The organism is Haemophilus parahaemolyticus (genome assembly GCF_018373095.1).
Taxonomy (GTDB): Bacteria; Pseudomonadota; Gammaproteobacteria; order Enterobacterales; family Pasteurellaceae; genus Haemophilus_A; species Haemophilus_A parahaemolyticus_A.
The window spans coordinates 25,453-41,023 of the sequence record NZ_JAHAHT010000002.1 but is presented as its reverse complement, the minus strand read 5'-3'; the positions used below and the strand labels follow the sequence as shown (position 1 = coordinate 41,023).

General features: G+C 41.4%; 17 protein-coding genes. 1 reads left to right on the top strand and 16 read right to left on the bottom strand.

The genetic code is table 11. The features are described from left to right. Positions 1–51: 51 nt before the first annotated feature. The 5 genes from cysE to tig all read right to left on the bottom strand — a co-directional run bounded on the left by cysE (position 52) and on the right by tig (position 4,403). A complete protein-coding gene (cysE, locus tag KH943_RS00570; RefSeq protein WP_304106308.1) occupies positions 52–870 on the bottom strand; it encodes a serine O-acetyltransferase in 819 nt (272 codons plus the stop codon). A gap of 11 nt (positions 871–881) precedes the next feature. Beyond that, a complete protein-coding gene (gene gpsA / locus KH943_RS00565) occupies positions 882–1,892 on the bottom strand; it encodes an NAD(P)H-dependent glycerol-3-phosphate dehydrogenase (protein ID WP_304106307.1) in 1,011 nt (336 codons plus the stop codon). A 123-nt stretch (positions 1,893–2,015) separates the two neighbouring features. Further along, positions 2,016–2,534, bottom strand: coding sequence for a protein-export chaperone SecB (gene secB / locus KH943_RS00560; protein ID WP_304106305.1), 519 nt, complete (start codon positions 2,532–2,534; stop codon positions 2,016–2,018). Positions 2,535–2,543: 9 nt separating this feature from the next. Then, positions 2,544–2,987 (bottom strand): rhodanese-like domain-containing protein, encoded by a 444-nt coding sequence (locus tag KH943_RS00555; protein ID WP_304106303.1) that lies wholly within the window; start codon positions 2,985–2,987, stop codon positions 2,544–2,546. Positions 2,988–3,101: 114 nt separating this feature from the next. Continuing rightward, positions 3,102–4,403, bottom strand: a complete 1,302-nt coding sequence (gene tig, locus KH943_RS00550; protein WP_304106301.1) for a trigger factor — start codon at positions 4,401–4,403, stop codon at positions 3,102–3,104. A gap of 308 nt (positions 4,404–4,711) precedes the next feature. Between tig and KH943_RS00545 the strand changes: the two genes are divergently transcribed. Further along, positions 4,712–5,140, top strand: a complete 429-nt coding sequence (locus KH943_RS00545) for a DNA polymerase III subunit chi (protein WP_304106299.1) — start codon at positions 4,712–4,714, stop codon at positions 5,138–5,140. A 116-nt stretch (positions 5,141–5,256) separates the two neighbouring features. On the opposite strand, the gene gnd is transcribed toward KH943_RS00545, so the two are convergent. From gnd to KH943_RS00490, 11 genes are all read right to left on the bottom strand, one after another. Further along, positions 5,257–6,711 carry a decarboxylating NADP(+)-dependent phosphogluconate dehydrogenase gene (gene gnd / locus KH943_RS00540; RefSeq protein ID WP_304106297.1) on the bottom strand — a complete coding sequence of 485 codons (1,455 nt, stop codon included), beginning with the start codon at positions 6,709–6,711 and terminating at the stop codon, positions 5,257–5,259. A 304-nt stretch (positions 6,712–7,015) separates the two neighbouring features. Continuing rightward, positions 7,016–8,323: an MFS transporter gene (locus KH943_RS00535; protein ID WP_304106295.1), complete on the bottom strand. Its 1,308-nt coding sequence runs from the start codon at positions 8,321–8,323 to the stop codon at positions 7,016–7,018. A 63-nt stretch (positions 8,324–8,386) separates the two neighbouring features. Then, on the bottom strand, positions 8,387–8,719 hold the full coding sequence (locus KH943_RS00530; protein ID WP_304106293.1) for a n-acetylglutamate synthase: 333 nt from the start codon (positions 8,717–8,719) through the stop codon (positions 8,387–8,389). A gap of 60 nt (positions 8,720–8,779) precedes the next feature. After that, on the bottom strand, positions 8,780–9,172 hold the full coding sequence (locus KH943_RS00525) for a GNAT family N-acetyltransferase (protein ID WP_304106291.1): 393 nt from the start codon (positions 9,170–9,172) through the stop codon (positions 8,780–8,782). Positions 9,173–9,205: 33 nt separating this feature from the next. Beyond that, positions 9,206–9,904: a 6-phosphogluconolactonase gene (gene pgl / locus KH943_RS00520; RefSeq protein ID WP_304106289.1), complete on the bottom strand. Its 699-nt coding sequence runs from the start codon at positions 9,902–9,904 to the stop codon at positions 9,206–9,208. A 52-nt stretch (positions 9,905–9,956) separates the two neighbouring features. Beyond that, positions 9,957–11,441, bottom strand: a complete 1,485-nt coding sequence (gene zwf, locus KH943_RS00515) for a glucose-6-phosphate dehydrogenase (RefSeq protein ID WP_005705386.1) — start codon at positions 11,439–11,441, stop codon at positions 9,957–9,959. Positions 11,442–11,506: 65 nt separating this feature from the next. Further along, positions 11,507–12,337, bottom strand: a complete 831-nt coding sequence (cysQ, locus tag KH943_RS00510) for a 3'(2'),5'-bisphosphate nucleotidase CysQ (RefSeq protein WP_304106286.1) — start codon at positions 12,335–12,337, stop codon at positions 11,507–11,509. A 17-nt stretch (positions 12,338–12,354) separates the two neighbouring features. After that, positions 12,355–12,906 carry an ADP compounds hydrolase NudE gene (gene nudE, locus KH943_RS00505; RefSeq protein ID WP_111427822.1) on the bottom strand — a complete coding sequence of 184 codons (552 nt, stop codon included), beginning with the start codon at positions 12,904–12,906 and terminating at the stop codon, positions 12,355–12,357. 137 nt (positions 12,907–13,043) lie between these two features. Next, complete coding sequence (locus tag KH943_RS00500) at positions 13,044–14,507, bottom strand: surface lipoprotein assembly modifier (RefSeq protein ID WP_304106285.1); 1,464 nt, start codon at positions 14,505–14,507, stop codon at positions 13,044–13,046. 98 nt (positions 14,508–14,605) lie between these two features. Next, complete coding sequence (gene dsbA, locus KH943_RS00495) at positions 14,606–15,244, bottom strand: thiol:disulfide interchange protein DsbA (protein WP_304106283.1); 639 nt, start codon at positions 15,242–15,244, stop codon at positions 14,606–14,608. Positions 15,245–15,284: 40 nt separating this feature from the next. Next, positions 15,285–15,554, bottom strand: a complete 270-nt coding sequence (locus KH943_RS00490) for a YihD family protein (RefSeq protein ID WP_005705434.1) — start codon at positions 15,552–15,554, stop codon at positions 15,285–15,287. Between the last annotated feature and the right edge of the window lie 17 nt (positions 15,555–15,571).

The following is a 15,571-nucleotide window of genomic DNA, read 5'->3' as shown; positions in this document are numbered from 1 at the left end:
CATTCATTATATTTCAGGTTCTTTATGTTTCGCTAAACTAGATAAACTAGGTTAAATCCCATCTCCAAACATTCCTTGGGTATCCTCAAAATATTGGTTCATATCAAAGGCAGGTTTTTGGTCGGAAGATTTACTGATAATTTTGGCAGGTACACCCGCAGCAGTGGCGTGATCGGGTACAGGCTGAAGCACCACCGAATTTGCTCCAATTTTCGCGTATTGCCCAATTTCGATATTGCCAAGAATTTTTGCACCTGCACCAATCATCACGCCCTCGCGAATTTTCGGGTGACGATCACCATGTTCTTTTCCTGTACCACCAAGAGTCACACCTTGCAGAATCGACACATCATTTTCGATTACCGCAGTTTCGCCCACGACAATACCTGTTGCGTGGTCAAACATAATGCCACAGCCGACGCGTGCAGCAGGGTGAATATCCACATCAAACGCGACGGAGATCTCATTTTGTAGATAAACTGCTAACGCTTTGCGACCTTGCTTCCACAAATAATGGGTTACGCGATAGCTTTGTAAGGCGTGGAAGCCTTTGAGATAAAGCAGCGGCGTTGTCCACTTATCTACCGCAGGGTCTCGGGTACGAACCGCATCAATATCGCAGGCTGCACTCAAAATTATTTGCGGATCTGCACGATATGCCTCTTCAATAATTTCTTTTAGAGCAATCGCAGGCATAATAGGATTTTCTAACTTGTTCGCCAAAATATAGCTCAACGAACTGCCGAGATTAAGGTGTTTTAAAATAGTCGAGTGGAAAAAGCTGGCAAGCATGGGTTCGCTTTCCACTAATTCCTGTGCTTCTTGACGGATCTCTTGCCAGATGATGGCTTGTTGTTGTGCGTTTATCATATTCTTCCTTTTTACTCGCCTTTACGCTCGCGTCCTAACAAAGCTTTGGCAACATCCACGGCACTTTTTCCTTCGAACAGCATTTGGTAGATTTGCTCGACGATGGGCATTTCTACCCCTTGTTTTTGGGCGAGTAAATAAGCCTCTTTAGTGTTGTAGAAACCCTCTACCACTTGCCCGATTTCTTCAATAATATCGTCTGCTTTTTTGCCTTGTCCCAATGCTAAACCGAAACGACGGTTGCGTGATTGGTTATCGGTACAAGTAAGCACCAAATCGCCCAAGCCTGCCATTCCCATAAAGGTTTTTGGATCAGCTCCAAGCGAAGCACCTAAACGGCTGATTTCAACCAAACCACGGGTAATCAACGCGGTGCGAGCATTTGCCCCGAAGCCCATTCCATCTGAAACACCTGCCCCAATTGCAATTACATTTTTAATCGCTCCACCTAATTGAACACCGACCATATCATTGTTGATATAGACACGGAAAGTTTTTGAGCAATGAATGCGTTGCTGCATTTCATCCGCAAATTGTGAGTCGTTTGAAGCAAGCGCAATAGCGGTAGGCAAACCAGCTGCGAGCTCTTTTGCAAAAGTAGGGCCAGATAAGACCGCTAGTGAGTGTGATTTACCTAAAATCTCTTCAGCCACCGTTTGCAATAATCGACCTGTGTTGCGTTCTAAGCCTTTGGTTGCCCACATAATACGATGTTCAGGGCGAATAAACGGTTTGATATTTTGTAGCACTTCGGCAAATACGTGGCTTGGAACAACAATCAGTAAATCACGTGCTTTACTTAATGCTTGTGCCAAATTGCTTTCAATGTCAAGGGCTTCGGGGAAAGGGATATCAGGCAAAAAGGCTTGGTTCATTCTCTCTTCAGCCAATTTTGCCATTGCTTCAGGCTGATGTCCCCAGAGGTAAGTTTTGTGTCCGTTGCGTGCAAGTGCAATAGCTAAAGCTGTGCCGTAAGAGCCTGCACCAAGCACGGTAACCGGGGCAGAGTAGGTTGCGGTCATAATTCTTCCTTTTGAACGTTTCCTCTTTCTTTTATGGACTAGAGGAAAATGAATATGTTTTATTATATCGCATCTAAAAAAATAGGTATGTTTTCACATACCTATTCTTTCTAAAAAACAAAATTAGTTTGCTTTTTCTTTACTTTTCTCTTCGTCTTCTTCCGCTGATGCAGCTTCTAAACGATCAAGGTAATCCGCAAATAGTGCATTAAAGTTTACTGGAGAAAGATTTAATGCTGGGAATGTACCGCGGTTTACTAGGCTTGCGATTAATTCACGAGCATAAGGGTAAAGAATTTCTGGGCATTGCGCTGATAAGCAGTGAGCCAATTGGATGCCTTCTAAACCTTTGATGGTAAATACACCCGCTTGTTTTACTTCACAAATGAATGCGGTGTCGCCACTGCCTTCTAATGTAGTTGAAACATTAATATGTAATACTACCTCGTAAAGATTTTCGCCTAATTCACGCGTTTCAGTATCCAGTTCAAAAGCTAATTTGGGTGCCCATTCTTGATTGAAGATGGTGGGTAGGTTTGGTGCTTCGAAAGAAACATCTTTGACATAGATGCGTTGAATTTGGAATTCGAATTGTTGTGCTTCTTGTTCTGCTGTTTCAGCAACTTTGTTTTCTTCAGCCATATTATTTCCTTATTTTTTTACTGTCGGCAGATTTGCAGTTTTCCAGCCCATCATACCTTCTTTAAGTGCATAAACTTTTTCAAAGCCGTGTTTAACAAGCTGTTCTGCAATTTTGGTTGCACCGAAACCGTTACCATCCATCACGATAACTGGGCGAGCTTTGAATTTGTCGATTGAAGTGGTTTTGCCATCTTTAATGTCGCTTGGGTGAATTAAGTGGCTTTCCACAATGTGCCCTTTACGAAATTCATCATCAGTACGCACATCTAAGAACACACCTTCTTCATTATTTACCAATTGCACTGCTTCGGCATTTTCAATCACTTTGAATTTGCTGGTTGCCCCTTTGAATAAGGTATAAAGGGTAATCACAAATACTGCCACCCACGCCGCAATTAGCAATGGATGATTTGCAATAAATTGTTGAAGTTGTTGAGTAAACGTTAAGTCCATAAATCCTCTCTTTGGTTGCAAATAATGCAAATCAAGCGGTCAAATTTTGCAAAAGTTTTGCGAAAACAAACCGCTTGTACACGAAAACCGCTCACAGCGGAGCGGCTTTAAAGATTAGGCTTGAACTTGTGATTGCATTAACTCGTCAAATGACATCGCTTTTTCAGTCACTTTCGCTTTCGCTAATACTGCATCAACCGCTTGCTCTTCTAATACTACGTTACGGATATTTTCAGTTAATTGACGGTTTTTAGCATAGTATTCTACTACTTCAGCTGGTTGCTCGTAAGCTGATGCGATATCTGCGATCATCGCTTCAACGCGTGCTTCATCCACTTTTAATTCGTTAGAGCCAATAACCGTTGAAAGTAATAAACCTACTTGAACACGGCGTTTAGCTTCCGCTTCGAATAATTCAGCTGGTAATTGTGCTGCCATTTCTGGTTTACCACCAAAACGTTGAACCGCTTGTTGACGTAATACTTCCACTTCTTCCGCTACTGCTGCTGCAGGCACTTCGATATCGTTTTGTGCAATTAAACCATTGATTACTTGGTTTTTCACACGTGCAGTGACTGCGTTGTTTAATTCACGTTGCATATTTTTCTTGATTTCTGCACGTAAATCTTCAACTGATTTTGCGTTACCGAATTTTTTAACGAACTCTTCCGTTAATTCAGGTAATACGATATTTTCTACCTTTTTCAAGGTGATCGCGAATTTTGCTGCTTTACCTTTTAAGTTTTCAGCGTGGTATTCTGCAGGGAAAGTCACATCGATATCGAATTGCTCGCCCGCTTTGTGACCTACGATACCCTCTTCAAAACCAGGGATCATACGACCTTGGCCCATTGCAAGTACGAAGTCAGTTGCTTTACCGCCTTCGAATTCTTCGCCGTCAACAGAACCTACGAAATCGATTGTTACGCGATCTTCTGCTTTCGCTGCATCTTGGCTTTCTGCCCAAGTTGCTTGTTGTTTGCGTAAAACATCAACCATTTTGTCTAAATCTGCATCTGAGATTTCAACCACTGGTTTTTCAACTTCGATGTTTTCTAAACCTTTTAATTCTACTTCTGGGAACACTTCAAAAGTAACAGAGAAAGAGAACTCTTGACCTGGTTGGTAGTTGTTTGGGGTGAAAGTTGGACGACCTGCAAGGTTGATTTTTTCTGCGATAACGGCATCAAAGAATGCGCGTTGCATTTCATCAGATAACACTTCTTGACGAGCTGCCACTCCAAAACGTTGTTCAATAATTGAGTGAGGTACTTTACCTTTACGGAAACCGTCTACGCGAGCGTTTTTCGCATAGCCTTTTAACTGTTCTTTGTAAGCTGCTTCGATTTTATCTGCTGCTACGGTAATTGTTACACGGCGTTGTAAGCCTTCTAAAGTTTCGATAGAAATTGACATTCTTAAACCTCAATGGTGAGTATATAAAAAACAGGGAAATAGACTGGCATTGTAACGTTCAAAGCCACATCTTGCAAGCATTAACCATATTTAGAGATTTAATAAATTAAAATAAAAAAATATTAAGGGTGATGATTCTATGTCGAAATAAAGTAAGCATTATGCTAGAGTAATGTTAAGCTATTGATGTAAAGATAACTTATGACACTTGCCAAAACTTTAATTGAACGTACAGATCCAGAGTGCCGTTTGGAACAGCTAAAACAACGTTTAAATTCAAATATCTTATATTTTTCAAGGATAATTCAATGAAACAAGTTCAATTTTATGTTTTAAATAATAAAGATAATATTCATGAGCAAGCATGTGATTTAGCAGAAAAAGCATGGCGGCTAGGTAAACGCGTGTTGATTGCGTGCGAAACAGAGCAACAGGCATTGGAGATTGACGAGCTACTTTGGATGAAGGAACCAGACTCTTTTGTACCACATAATCTTTCTGGCGAAACGACGCAATACCCAACTCCTATTGAAATCAGCTGGAAAGGCAAACGCAATGCCCAACGTCGCGATTTATTGATTAGCTTGCAAGTGCAAATCCCTGAATTTATAGCGAGTTTTAATCAAGTCATTGAGTTTGTACCTGTAGATGAAACGGAAAAAATCCAAGCCCGCGAGCGTTATAAACAATATCGTCAGCAAGGCTGGCAACTTTCAACAGAACAAACAAATTCCTAATATAAAGGCATAATAGACAAAACAGTTAGTAAAAGTGAGCTTAAAGCTTTGTACTATAAGATCTAAGCTCATTTTTACCAATACTTTGGTCTATTATTGCCTTTTTATTTTAATACTTACACGTCATAAGTGGTTGAAGCCGTATTACCACCACGCCCCGTCCAGTTGGTGTGGAAGAATTCGCCACGTGGTTTGTCCGTGCGTTCATAAGTGTGTGCACCGAAGTAGTCACGTTGAGCTTGTAATAAGTTTGCTGGTAAACGTGCTGAGGTGTAGCCATCTAAGAAAGTGATAGCCGATGCCATACAAGGCATTGGAATGCCCACTTCAATCGATTTCGCCACTACTTTACGCCAGTCACTTAACGCATTTTCTAAAATGCCTTTGAAGTAGCTGTCTGAACCTAAGAAGATTAAATTTGGGTTCGCTTCGTACGCATCACGGATGTTGCCTAAGAAACGGCTGCGGATGATACAACCTTCACGCCATAACAATGCGGTTGCACCGTAGTTGATATTCCAACCGAACTGTTCTGATGCTTCACGAATGAGCATAAAGCCTTGTGCGTAAGAGATGATTTTTGAAGCTAATAATGCTTTACGCACCGCTTCGATCCATACTTTTTTGTCACCTTCAACTGGTGTGATGGTTTTGTTGAAGAGTTGGCTTGCGGCTAAACGTTGGTCTTTGAATGAAGATACACAACGTGCGAACACTGATTCAGTGATTAAGGTTAATGGAATACCGAAATCTAAGGCGTTGATACCCGTCCATTTACCTGTCCCTTTTTGACCTGCAGTGTCTAAGATTTTTTCTACTAACGGCTCGCCGTCGGCATCTTTATAGCCAAGAATGTCGGTGGTGATGTCGATTAAGTAGCTATCAAGCTCGGTTTTTTTCCATTCTGCAAAGATAGACTGCATCTCTTCGTAGCTTAAGCCTAAACCTTCTTTTAAGAATTGGTAGGCTTCGCAGATTAATTGCATATCACCATATTCGATACCGTTGTGAACCATTTTCACGAAATGACCAGCCCCTTCGCCGCCCACCCAGTCACAGCAAGGCTCGGCTTGTTCAGTTTTCGCCGAGATCGCTTGGAAGATTGGTTTCACATATTGCCACGCTTCTGCATTACCGCCTGGCATAATGGAAGGTCCGTGACGTGCACCCTCTTCACCGCCTGACACGCCAGAACCGATAAAGCGAATACCTTTCTCCGCTAAGGCTTTCACACGACGGTTTGTGTCTGGATAGTTTGAGTTACCGCCATCAATAATGATGTCGCCTTCTTCCAAGTGCGGTAATAATGCATCAATAAATTGATCCACCACATCACCCGCACGCACCATTAACATCACTTTGCGCGGACGCTCCAATTTAGACGCCAAGTCTTCTAAAGAATACGCCCCAATAATGTTTGTGCCTTTCGCAGCTCCTTCTAAGAACTCATCCACTTTTGAAGTTGTGCGGTTATACGCCACCACTTTAAAGCCGTGATCATTCATATTTAAAATAAGGTTCTGCCCCATTACGGCTAAGCCGATAACACCGATGTCGCCTTTTACTGACATTTTTTTCTCCTGTTGGTAGGGTAGGCTTTAGCCCACCATGATTTTTGATTTTATCCTACGTTATGCATAAGGGCTGTAAATGGTTAAATTTTTATTATCTTTTCCCAATTTACTACTGATTTTCCTGCACATATTACGCTCTAAGCAATGTGTATCCATATCAAAAACAATTAACGTATGATCCATAAATTCCCCTACAAGCGGTCAAATTTAAGTGAAAATTTACGTTTCTAACGAATCCCCCTACTTTAGCAAAGAGGAGGCTTTCGAGCATTTTTACGAAATGCTCTTAAAATTCGACCGCTTATTGTCTTCTAATCTCTACGTGCGATTTCTTAAAGGCTAATGCCACAGTTGCAATTAACATCACACCCGCTACAGCGATATAAAGCGTTTGTTTTTCCCATCCTGAGTCAAGCAATATTCCCGCAACCGTTGGAGCAAGTACTGAACCTGCACGACCTGCACCAATCGCCCAGCCCACACCTGTATTGCGAATATCCGCATCGTAAGTAGCTGGATTGATGGTATATAAACCACTGATACAACCGTTAATTAACGCACCGACTACCACGCCAAGTACCATTGCAATCGCAAGGTTCGCACTTGAAAGAATAAAGACTACAATTGCAATTGAAGACGCTACAGTAAATAGCATCAACACGCTACGTGCAGACCAGCGGCTGGCGATTAAGCCATAAACCAATGAGCCTGCTGCACCGCCAAGCGAGATCATCATTCCCACATTGATACTCTCTTCCATGGTCATTCCTGCTTCTTTTAACAACGCAGGGGTCCACGAGCTGATGAAGTAGAAGCAGAACATAATCGCAAAAAATGAGAGCCATAATAATAGCGTAGAACGCAGATATTTTTTGCCAAATAGCTCCCAGATCGGCAATTTTACTGCCATTTTCTCTGCTTTTGACGTTAAATCCCATTCGCCTGCAAAGCCGAGTTTATGTGCAATTTTATTTAAACGTGCTTTAGCATTTTGTGGCTGTTTTGAATTGAGGTAGTCGATTGATTCTGGTAACCAAATCCAAAGTACCACAAAAACGACTGCCGTCATTACGGCACCAGCAAAGTAAACAGCGTGCCAAGAGTAAGCGGCTTGTAACGATTTCGCGATAATCCCGCCAATCATCGCACCGATACCAAAGCCCGCTGCATAAACACTAATCGCAAAGCTACGCCATTTTTTCGATGAATATTCGCTAGTGATTACGTTAGTGCCTACCAAAATACCGCCTACGCCTAAGCCTGTAAGAATACGTGAGAACGCAAGGATTTCAGATGTAGTAGAAAATCCAGAAACCGCCAAACCCACTGCAGAAAATGCTACAGAAAGTAATAAAATTGGGCGACGACCGAATTTATCGGCAAGTGGTGCCAGCACCATTGAGCCGATTACCATACCAATTAACCCTGCACTCACGAGCATCCCAAATTCGGTTTTGCTCAAGCCAAAATCTTTGCTGATATTGGTTGCAGTAAAGGCGATGGCAAGCACGTCAAAGCCGTCTAAAAAGTTCATTACGGCAGCCATTAACACGATTGCCCACTGGTAAACGCCCATTGGGCTATTATCGATTTTTTCTCTTAAATTCATTAAGACCTCAAGTTGTATGTTGATTTTATTGGTTAATCCTCTCCCACAAAGGGAGAGAAGACATTAAACCTCTTTAATTAAAGAGCATCCTTCTTCAAAAGTATCTAACCATTGCCATTGTTCATTGCCAATTAATTTTCCACTTTCAATTGAAAATGTTGTTAAGCAACTCCCTAAACGATTTTCTAATGCTTGATTTAAATGCTGATAAGTGAACTCAATTTGTGTGTCGTTTATCCATTTCCCAATTAAAAAACCTTTTAAAATTTCACCACCACCATATTCGGCCCAAATCATTTTACCTTGTTGATGGTAATGAAATTCTGTTTGGCTACTCACTTCACCATTTGAGGTGTTTTTAACGGCAACAAATTTTTTATTATCTAAATTCAACATTAAAGCCACTCCGCATCTAATGTATCTATATCTTATTTTAGTCCGTACAATACTAATAAATTAACTCTTTGTCCATGCACTCATATGCTGTGTAAATCCAATATGCGGATAATAATCCACGGCTTGTGGCGCCGATAACAGCACAATTTTGGCTTGTGGATGTAAGGCTTGTTTAGTGTGTTCAATCAATTGCAAACCGATACTTTGTTTTTGATATTGTTCATCAACCGCTAAATCAGATAAATAACAGCAATAGGCAAAATCCGTCACGGAACGTGCCACTCCCACTAATCGTTCACCATCCCAAGCGGTGATTAATAAATCCGCATGGTGCAACATTGCCGCGACACGTTTTTCATCATCTAACGGACGGCGTGCCCCGAGCGTTGTTTTATTTAGCAATTCAATAAATTGTTTAACTGAAATTGGTTCATTCACTTTGTAGTCTATCATTTTGCAAGCCTGTAATATTTGATACTCAACTTGTTATAGCAATTTAGCTGCCGTTTTATCCAAGTACCATTCTGTTACACCATTTTTTGCCTGAATTTTTGCAGCTGGATAAGGCAAGTTTTCTGCGGGCGTTTCTTGGATTTCTTTCAAAATTTCCGCTTTTGCCGTGCCAGTCACTAAGTAAGTAATACGCTTGGCGTTTTCCAATAATTTCGCGGTTTTAGAAATGCGAATTTGCCCTGTTTCAGGATGTTTGGCAATCACAGCAACATTCGGATCATCAAAATTAGTTTGATGTGGGAAAAGCGAGGCGGTGTGCCCGTCGTTGCCCATTCCAAGAATAATCCAATCGAAGGCTAAATCTGGCACGCAAGCGGTCAATTCTTGCGAAAATCTTACCAATTCTTGTTCGACATTTTCTTCGCCACGAATGCGGTGAATGTTCTCGGCAGGAATTTGGATGTGATCGAAGAGCAGTTTTTGTACTTCGCCATAATTGCTTTCAGGATCTTGTGGTGGAACCATACGATCGTCCCCCCACCAGAAATGGAGATTTTGCCATTGAATTTCATTGGCAAACGGAGCTTGAGCTAAGGTTTTAAATAATAATTTGGGCGTTGAACCGCCAGAAAGAGAGATATGCACAGGATGATGTTGTTCGCTATATGCTTTCAATTCCTGAGCGATTTTTTCGACTGCTTGTTGAGCGGTAGGGAAGATAACTTTTTTCATTTTAGGTTCTCTATCATATCCCCTCTCCCACAAAGGGCGAGGGGAAAATTCATTACACTTTTTTCTTCATCATACCTGAAGGCTTACGCCATACTCTGCCGTGTTTGGCGATCAGCTTATCCGCTTCTTTTGGTCCCCAAGTACCTGCTTCATATTCATAGACACGACCATTTTGGGCTTTATAATCCAAAATAGGCTGCACAAATTTCCAACAAGCGTGCACTGCATCAGTACGGGCAAATAGGGTGGCATCGCCTTTCATTGCGTCTAACAATAAACGTTCGTAGGCAGTGAGAAGACTCGGAGAAGCTAAATCAGCATAACGGAAGTCCATTGACACTTCTTTTGCTTCAAAGCCTGCACCTGGTTTTTTCAAACCGAAACGCATTGAGATACCTTCATCAGGTTGCACGCGAATAATCAATTTATTTTCAGGCGCATTTTGGCTAAACACGGGGTGCGGTGTAGTTTTGAAATGGATAACCACTTCCGTTACGCGGGTTGGTAATCGTTTACCTGTGCGAACATAAAAAGGCACACCCGCCCAGCGCCAGTTATCGATTTCACATTTTAATGCCATAAAGGTTTCTGTATTGGAATCTTCTGGGACGCCTTTCTCTTCTAAATAACCTTTCGCCATTTCACCATCGATTTCTGCGGCGGTGTATTGCCCGAGCACAAGGTTATTTTTCAAATCTTCGTTAGAAAGTGGGTGTAAGCAGTAAAGCACTTTTGCTACTTCATCACGCATTGCGTCCGCGTTGATAATCGCTGGTGGCTCCATTGCAACCATGGCAAGCACTTGCAATAAGTGGTTTTGGAACATATCACGCATCGCACCTGAGCCATCGTAATAGCCACCACGTTCTTCCACGCCAATTGATTCTGCCCCTGTGATTTCCACATAATCAATGTAATTGCGGTTCCAAAGTGGTTCAAATAAACCGTTTGAGAAGCGTAACACGAGCAAGTTTTGCACAGTTTCTTTGCCTAAATAGTGGTCAATACGGTAGATTTGATGCTCTTCAAAGAAGCGGTGAATTTGCACGTCTAATGCTTTTGCAGTTTGAATATCATAGCCGAATGGTTTTTCCACAATAATGCGTTTCCAGCCGAACTCTTCGGTGGTTAAACCGTGTGCTGCCAAGCATTCTGGGATCACGCCATATAAACTTGGTGGGGTTGAAAGGTAGTAAAGCGTGTTGCCCGCACTACCATATTTGTCGTGTAAATCGTCAAGACGAGGCAAGAGTTTCACATAATCTAATGCATCGGAAGTATTTACTGCTTGATAGTAAAGGTGATGGCAAAATTCATCTAAAGTTTCACCGCTTGCATTCTCAAATTTAATTAACGCATCACGCATTTTTGCTCGGAATTGCTCGTCATTTAATTCCGTACGAGCCACACCGAGTACCGAAAAATGCTCGCCTAATCTGCCAACTTTATGTAAGTTATAAAGTGCGGGGATGAGCTTACGGAAGGTTAAATCCCCCGAAGCCCCAAAAATCACGATACAACAATTTTCTATGTTCATTTTTATTCCTAATGAGATTATAAGTTTTAACAATAATGCAACATTTTCGCTGTTTTTACTAATCGCTACAACTTATTAAATTGAAAGACATTCTGCCAATCGTGCTGGCTGTCGCGCACCATAATAAAATAAGGATTAATCAGCGTTTCGCGTTCATTGTAACTGAGCGGTTCAAAATGCAGATCAAAAATTTCGCCACCAATTTCGCTAAGTAGAACTTCTGATGCAGCAGTGTCCCATTCGCCAGTGTCGCCAAAACGGATATAGCAATCGCTAATTCCTTCCGCTACCAAGCCCGATTTTAAACTGCTTGAGCCATATTCCATAAAAGTAGCTTGATAAGGCGGTTTGAGGTTATCTTCGATATGATCAGGATGTACGAAACCAATCGCGATATGCAGATTGTGATCGCGATAGCCAGCTTGTTTCAAGCCGTGAAGCGGTCGAATTTCACCTTTTTCTTGCAAATAGCAGCCAAAATGTTGCATTGCAAAGTAGGTCTTTTCCAAGATAGGAGCGTGGATAACGCCTAAGACAGGGCGATTTTTGCCAATTTGTTTTTGCACAAGAGCAATAATCACCGCAAATTGATCAGTACGATTGATAAATTGTTGCGTGCCATCCAGTGGATCGATAATCCAATATTCATCCCATTTTTGACGCTCTTCAAAGGCAATATCGCAATTTTCTTCCGAAAGCACAGGCACATATGGCGTAAGCTGTTTTAACTGTTCAGTGATAAATTGGCTTAAAAAAAGATCCGCCTCAGTTACGGGTGTTTTGTCTGATTTAATGTGCACCTCGACCGATTTCGCATAAAAATCTTTGAGGTGTTCACCTGCATCTTGGGCGATTTTTACGATTTTATCCAACAAGGATTGATTAAGTGTTTGCATAGTTCCGTCCTTTTTTTCTATTTTTCCGTATTCTTATTTAAATATGCTTTTAATAAAAAGAGGGCGGATAAATTTCTGGCTTCGGCAAAATCAGGGGAGGCAAGTAATTCATCGATTTTTGCCAACGGATAGTGAACCAGCTCAAGCGGTTCAGGTTCATCGCCCTCAAGTTTGGATGGATAAAGATCTTCTGCCACAAAAACGTGCATTAAGCCAAACATATGACTCGGACCGCTGTATAAACTCCGTAACGGCTCCATTTTACGTGCACCAAAACCAATCTCTTCTTGTAACTCACGATTGGCACTTTCAATCGGCTCTTCGCCCGCATCTATAATTCCTTTCGGAAAGGTAAGTTCATAACGCTCAGAACCCACGGCATATTCCCGTACAAAAATTAAATTACCCTCGTGAATTGGCAAAACCATCACTGAAGAACGGCGTTGTGGCGTAAGGCGTTCATAGGTGCGTTCCTCACCATTAGAAAAACGTAAATCGACCGATTGCACTTCGAAAATTGCGGTTTTCGCAATGACAGAAACAGATTTAATTTCGGGTAGTGTTTTCATTTTATTTTTATCTTTACGTTAATCCTATGTAGAGAGCTATCTCCACCCTGAATTTTCCAAGATTTATCAGGCGGAGATAAGCTGCCCTCCAACACTAAGAGAAATGTTATTTACAACAAGATTAAGCATATCACAGTTTAAAATGTTTTACTCATCTCAAAATAAACCCGATTTTTATCGTAGCTATAAAATGGGTGATTACTGCTTACTTTCTGATATTGCCACGTCACTTTTGGTGTCACGCCAAAGAAATGCAAGTCACGATGCCAGAGCGTTAAAGCAGAAGAATATTCATCATTTTTTTGTATTTTGCCGATTAAATCTGGAGCAGGATGTGCCTGATAAGTTCGCTTCGCATAAGAAAACGAGATGCGGCTAGAAATTCCCCAGTCCCATTCTTGCCCCCAGCCTAAACGTGCACTGGTGCGTTGGTAAGCGTTGTCTTTATCGCGAGTATTTTCACGATTGTAATCCAAACCTGCAAACCAATATTGCCCGCTTTTTGGGACATATAAGAGCGTGTTTGACCACAAATAGTTGTTGCCGTTTAGGTGCTTACGCCAGTCGTAGCGTTGTTCACCATATTCCAATACGTTTGAAAGTTGCCATTTTTCATTCAGCCAGTAACTACTTTCAAGCTGCACACCTGAGTTTTTTGAATATTGTTTAAGCGATTCACTGCCCGATGAACCACCCGCATACCAACGTTTCTCGGTAAAGGGGGTAAGAGCAATTTCAAAACGCGCAGTTTGATAGCCTAAACCGATGCCTGTCCGCACATTAAGCTCGTTATATTTTTTGTTATCCCAATAATATTTTCCCGAAGCATCCAACGCTATTTTGGTAAAAAATTGATTTGGTAATGACCATTTTTTCTCCGTATTAAAGTAGTAAGAAAAGCCCTGTGCACTCTCTTTTTTCCATGCTTCCCAACCGCCTACTCTCGTGCCCGCTTTAGGTGCATTGTTGATATTAGTCTCGTTAAGGAAGCTCATCCCACCGCTAAATTTCCACTGATCACGTTTATTTAAAGCGGTCAAATATTGGTCGATAATTGCCACTGAATCGGGCGATAAATTTTCCGCACGCAATTTCTGGAATTGGTCTTTTGCTGCCTCATTATTGTTATTTAAAAAGAGGGCTTGAGCGAGCTGATAACGCAAAGCAGGAATATCCGATTTTTGTGCAAAGAGCGAGCGGTAACGTTCTACTGCAAGGCTAAAATTGCCTTGTGCTTTAGCCGAAATCGCTTCTGCCCACTCACGTAAGAATGGATCTTGCTTTGGCAAGTTTTGGTACATCGGCAGCAATAATTCGACCGCTTGTTCGTTGTTTTGTAACACAGCTGGAATTAAGCCTCGTACGATTAAATCAGGGTGCTGAGCTAATTCTTCTTTTGTCATCGACACCGTGCCTGATGTTTCTGTTTGTTCTGTATCAGGCTGAGTTTTAGGTTTTGGTTGAGCCACTTGGAAGCGTTCGGTTAAATCATTTTTAGGCTCAGCCATTTTCTTTTCTTGCGGTTGCACCACTTCTGCCTGTGCGAAAGCGGTCAGATTTAGTCCAAAGATTGCAAATACAATTGAGTGGGAAAGTTTCATTGATATTTCTCTTATATGGATATCCTAGGGAAAATCACAAAAAAAGGGCAAAAGCCCTTTAATTTTCTTGGTAGGGCGGGTTTGGAGCCGCCTTACGATTATTTTTTAATTAAAAACGTTACTGCATCTACATAGCGTTTGATGAAATCGTTAGTTGAGGTGGAATCTGAGAAACCACTTAAATTGATTTCATACTGCTCGTTTACGAAGAAAGCTGGCACACCACGAACTTTGAACTCTTCCGCAGCCTGAACTTGTTTGTTTACCAAACCATTGACCACAAAGCTGTTAATGCCGTTATCGAAATCTTCCGCACTTACGCCATTTGCCACGAATACCGCCTTGATGTCGTCCATTGATTTAAACGCATCTTTTTGTGCCCCTTCAAACAACGCTGTTTTTACTTTATCTTCCACGCCTTGAGCCATCGCAAACGCCCACGCACGAGTTAAGTTTTCAGATTGTCGACCTAAGAAATTCACGTGATATTGCACCAATTTTGTGCCTTCAGGCAAGTTTGCTTTAATTTGTGAAGGAATTTTGTAATTCAATTCAAAATCATAGCAATGCGGGCAGTAGAAAGAGAAAAATTCCAGCACCTCTTTTTGAGCCGATGGTGCTTGGCGAACGATATTGTACTCTTTACCTTCCACAGGATTTGACGCAAAAGCGGTCGAATTTACTGCGAAAAATGCAGAAAGTGCAACGAATGTAGTTTTTAATAACATTTTTTTCATTTTAATTTCCTTTAAAAAATATGGTTTCTATTAGACCACATTAGTCTTTCAAAATTCCACGTGCACGTAAAAGTGCTGTTTTAAAATCATCTTCGTAATCTTTTTTTAAGCCTGGGATTGGCTCGTGTTTGTCGGCATTACGCATTTTTAACTGATAAATCAACACCTCATCACGTAATGCAGGGTAGTTATCAGGTTCGCCCACCTCTACCGAGAGCTGCTGCAAAATATCCATCAAATGTAAATCAGGGTTTTTACGCCAATGGTCGCCCAATAGCTCTAATAATTCTTCTAAACGTTTGCATTTCATTGGAAAATCCTTAAAAA